Source organism: Serratia grimesii NBRC 13537, assembly GCF_001590905.1.
Taxonomy (GTDB): domain Bacteria; phylum Pseudomonadota; class Gammaproteobacteria; order Enterobacterales; family Enterobacteriaceae; genus Serratia; species Serratia grimesii.
In genome coordinates, this window is sequence record NZ_BCTT01000028.1 from 1 (window position 1) to 4,677 (window position 4,677).

Consider the following 4,677-nt stretch of genomic DNA (forward strand, 5'->3'; position numbering starts at 1 on the left):
CTCCATTTCCTAACATCACTTTTATTTTTATTCTATGCGTGTACGCTGAATAATTACTGCCCGCCGACTACCTAGATGATCTTAATTTTTGCGGTCATATCTTGCGGTCTGCCCAATGCTCTTGTGACCTGAAATTGCCTGCTTCTCTGTCAGTGTACCGTCCAGATTGGAAATGCCTTTTGCCTTCAGGTCGTGATAGGTGAAGTCAAAGTCTATTTCGGGATATGGAGCGATGGCTGCCAGCTTTGCATTGCGCCATTGGGTATTAAAACCGTCGCGCTGGTGGATCACGTAGACGCTGGAAATACCATCTTTAATTGGTAATGTGTCGGCTAACACCATCGCCACACGAAGGCGGTTTGGCCAGGCTTTAATTTGTTTGGAGCCGGTCTTTCCTTGGCAGGTAAAGATCCCCGGTTCTAAAATCTGAGCGCGGCACAACGCAAGAACGACGGACTGTCGAGCGCAGCATAGATACGCTATTTTCATTGCAATCTTCACCGTAATCGGTGCGATGGTATAAACAGTGTCATACTCCGCGTCGGTAACATAGCGCTCGTGAGACATCTCCTTGAACTGCCTCACACCCTTACAGGGATTTCCTTTCACATAGCCACGCTCGTAGCTCCAATCGAACCCTGCGAAATGAACGTTTTCTTGCGGTTTGCCTGGGTACCCATATATTTCCTGATGTGCTCAGGCTTAATATTGTTCGGATCCATTTTCTTAAATACAGGCATCACCTTTTTGGCATGTTTTTGGTATTCCTTCAGCGAGTCGAAAGCTAAATCGTTAAACTCTACAGAGTTGAGGAACCGATCGGCTAAATGTTGCCTTATCCTCTTTCTGGCTAATCAGCGGCTCAGTGGCCGGGCAACCAGCATACCTCCCATCAACACTATCAGCCCACGCCTTTCGGCTTCATCGCGTAGCGGAGTGGTGAAACCAACCAGCATATCGCCAAATCGGCCAAGCAGATTGATTTTGAGCAGCGGCGAGTGATGGTTGATCAGACGCACACGCTGATTGTCAATATCGACAACATCATCGCTACCGAGGGCAGTGCGATTGCTGCCGCTTGGCGCCAGCCTAATTTCGATTTTCGGGAACCGCATAAGGAGCGGGATCTAATGGTATACGCTATTTGCGGCAACTGGACGCTGAAAAAGGGATTCATGTGACCCTTGGGCGGCGGGTTATCTCGATGAAGCCACACAGCCTTGCGAAGACGCTTTTTCCGCTGCATCTCAGCTACATTTACAACGTGCACAGTCTGCCTGACGAAATGAAAGCTGATAAGTGGCGAAGGGAATTTGTCGGTCGGCGCGTTACGAACTTTCAGGGCACACGCTCAGGAGGGTAAGTGGAAACTGGCGGTGGAGCATCAAAGGTAAATGCGGTAACTATGCAGGCCGGCAGGCCTGCATATGATCTACATTAATTATTCAATTCTCTTAATTTTTCCGTTACAGGAATAATAGTGCAATTTTGCAAACAATTTTGATTACTAACCTTTACCACTGATTTATCAGTATTGATTTTAAAATTGTAATGCATTTCTTTTCTCAATGAGTCGGAAAATCCCGCTATTGCCCAAGGGATTTGAATCGATGGGGATCCAATTTCGTCATATTTTGTTTGAGAAAATACATTCCATACGGGGTTGGATATGTCAAAGATTAAATAACCGTCATAATCTTTTGAGATTTTTTCTTTGATGGCGGTTTTCAGCACCACAACCTCCTGCTTGTATTGCTCAACAAAATTTGTATTTATGAAATTTAGGCAGCTAATGAGTGAAAATGCAGCACATGCTGACAGTGCTAAGTTTTTAATGTTAAATTTATTTGTTAGGCTTGACAAACCAAAGGCCATTACGGAACCAATGCATAAATAAATGCTTACTAGAGAGCGATAGGAAACCCAATCTTCCTCTATTATTAGGTTTGGTGAAAAACTTCCTATGATAATCAGTAAGGAAAGTACAACCTTTTGCCCACCGTTTTTCTGCTTGTAAATAAATAAAATTGCCGACAAAAATACGAGTAATGAAACTAAAAAGTAAATTTTATCATGGAATATAACATAGTTTGATATGGAGTCATGTAGTGGCTTATCTAAAAACCAGATTACTTTTTCTTTTGCTGACTTTGCTAATGCGCTTCTTTGGAAGCTTTCACCATAGATTAATTTAGGCAGGGCTTTAGATAATATTAATGAGGTTAACATGCCAAGAATTATCATGATGGCATTTTTCATTACTTTCTTGAGGTTTATTTTATTATTGTTTAGGCAATTATCTATTAGCATAAACAAAGAGAAAGTCATACCTGTAGGTTGATATATTGAAAAGGATAGAGCAAGCGAAAAAAAAGAAAGTATTATTCGATAATATGGATTTAGTTTCTCGCAGTGATTCAATAAAGAATAAGAAACCCCGGCTAACAAGATTGATGTTACATATGGGAAGCAAGTTGCCCAAGCTCCAAACAACACAATAGGGGGAAGGAGGCAAAGCAACAACGGTGTTACTATCCATGAAAGAACCCCTCCGGGGAAGTTAGTTCTTTTAAGGAAAAAGTATAGGTAACAACATAATATATATATACTAATTACAGATATTATTCTGAGGGCAGTGAAGTCTGCAGTTGTGTCAATAGATTTTTGAGCAATGTAACGCATCACAGCGTACACGGGCCTGCCAGACATGACATCCCATTTAATTAAGTTGGAATGAGATAAATTAGCAACAAAGTATGTAGAATAATCATCAGAAAATCCGTAAATATTAACATATGCTGGACTATAAGCTACCATTACTACTAGAAGCAAAAATATTAATATGATGATATCTTTTAAATTTGATTTTTCAATTTTCATTGTCATATTCATGGTTGATTTATTTTTTATTAATAATGTATTTTGGTCTGCCCTTGGTTTCTATATAAATTCTTCCAATGTATTCACCAAGAACACCTATTCCAATTAACTGTACCCCACCTAAAAAAAGCATAGATACCATTATGGAAGTGTAACCCTTTACTGGGTTTCCAAATAACATGGTATCGATGAGCATGTACGCGCCATAAAAAAATGAGCAGCCTGCAACAATCAACCCTATGTAAGACCAGATCCTCAATGGGAATGTTGAGAAGCTGGTTATACCTTCCAAAGCTAGGTTCCAGAGTTTCCATCCATTGAACTTTGATATGCCCGCAACGCGCTCTGCCCGACTGTATTCAATAACATCGACCCTTCCACCTACCCAGGAAAGTATTCCTTTCATAAATAGATTTCGTTCTTGAAGGAGTTTGATATGCTCAACGGTTTCTCTGGACATGAGCCTGAAATCACCAACATTCTCCTCAATTTTTGGCGAGCTGATTTTATTGTGAAGCCTGTAAAACCATTCAGCCGTTTTACGTTTTAGATGTCCATCGGCACTTCGGTCGGTCCTTTTTGCTAGGACAACATCGGCACCAGACTGCCAATGTTCTATGAGCTTGGGGATAATTTCTATCGGATCCTGCAGATCAACATCAATTGGAATGACAGCGTCACCAGTCGCATGTTCCAAACCAGCAAAAAGAGCCGGTTCCTTGCCAAAATTACGCGTAAATGAAATGGTTTTAACGAGCTGGTCAGATGAAGCAAGTGCGTTGATAATATTCTCGGTACCATCCTTACTGCCGTCATTAACAAAGATGATTTCAACATCATAACCGGTCAACTCCCGGCGTACGGATTGATAGAATATAGGTATCGCGTCCTCTTCATTAAATACAGGAACTACAAGGGAAATCTTCATTTTCTATCCTTGAATACTACGTACTTAGAGTAAATAAAACCGCATATAAGACTAATAAATGAAAAGCTAACAAGTGTTACTATAGGATTAATATCTGTTTTATCTGCAACCCAACCAATTAGAGATGCCATAGCTCCCATGAAGAACACATACATCATATATCTTATGGTTGTAGCATCGCGTTTGAAGGTCCACTTAGCATTTGCGAAAAAAGAGATACTTACAGCGACACAGAAAGCGGCAAAATTAGAGAGCCATTGCGAGTAACCATTGGATATCATAATGGCAAACACAGTCCAATGAGCCATTGTGTTTATCAAGCCAATCGATGCATATTTTGCGAATGTTTTCAATTACTTTTTTTCTTAAAAAGATTGTTTTCAGTATTTTGCCATTGTTATTTTGAAAAGGCAACTTTACGCATTGATGTTAAACGAGATCTAAGGGCTGATGATATCAAGATCCTTATGCTCGAAAGGAAACTGGGAGGAACAATGGAAACTGATGAATAACGGGAATGTTCATAGCTAATGAGATTGGGGCTGCGGTGATCGATCTGACCGCTAATGGCATGGATGTGAATCGCCAAAACATTACCGATTCCCTTGAGATGAAGCGAAAAATTATCGGCAACATGTTTGACAAAGGTGTTCTGAGGGATGCGGCCACCTTGGTGAGAGAAAAGCAGTAAAGGGCCCCTCCTCCTGCCGCATCATGGCCTATGTCAACTTTAGAGCTCTTTTATGCAATAAACAGCTCAGAAGATAACAGAAAACCATGAATTAACCATATGAATTTAAAGTGTGCGATTATTAACCAATGCTCTGATTTTTTTACGTAATATATTATTTTTTAATATGTAAATGATG

At 40.4% G+C, this 4,677-nt stretch carries 5 protein-coding genes and 1 pseudogene; 1 reads left to right on the top strand and 5 read right to left on the bottom strand.

The genetic code is table 11. The features are described from left to right. Positions 1–81: 81 nt before the first annotated feature. The 5 genes and pseudogenes from SGR01S_RS24705 to SGR01S_RS23410 all read right to left on the bottom strand — a co-directional run. Positions 82–833 (bottom strand): annotated as a pseudogene (locus SGR01S_RS24705) (site-specific integrase); the annotation flags it as partial. A gap of 21 nt (positions 834–854) precedes the next feature. Beyond that, entirely contained in the window at positions 855–1,115 is a 261-nt protein-coding gene (locus SGR01S_RS24305; RefSeq protein WP_061808712.1) for a hypothetical protein, read from the bottom strand. 322 nt (positions 1,116–1,437) lie between these two features. Continuing rightward, entirely contained in the window at positions 1,438–2,880 is a 1,443-nt protein-coding gene (locus SGR01S_RS24310) for a glucosyltransferase domain-containing protein (RefSeq protein WP_147284271.1), read from the bottom strand. Positions 2,881–2,899: 19 nt separating this feature from the next. Beyond that, on the bottom strand, positions 2,900–3,808 hold the full coding sequence (locus SGR01S_RS23405) for a glycosyltransferase family 2 protein (RefSeq protein ID WP_061808714.1): 909 nt from the start codon (positions 3,806–3,808) through the stop codon (positions 2,900–2,902). After that, positions 3,805–4,161, bottom strand: a complete 357-nt coding sequence (locus tag SGR01S_RS23410; protein ID WP_073963499.1) for a GtrA family protein — start codon at positions 4,159–4,161, stop codon at positions 3,805–3,807. The genes SGR01S_RS23405 and SGR01S_RS23410 overlap by 4 nt, the downstream gene beginning before the upstream one ends. A 164-nt stretch (positions 4,162–4,325) precedes the next feature. Between SGR01S_RS23410 and SGR01S_RS24410 the strand changes: the two genes are divergently transcribed. Further along, a complete protein-coding gene (locus tag SGR01S_RS24410) occupies positions 4,326–4,499 on the top strand; it encodes a hypothetical protein (protein WP_167348767.1) in 174 nt (57 codons plus the stop codon). Positions 4,500–4,677: the final 178 nt, after the last annotated feature.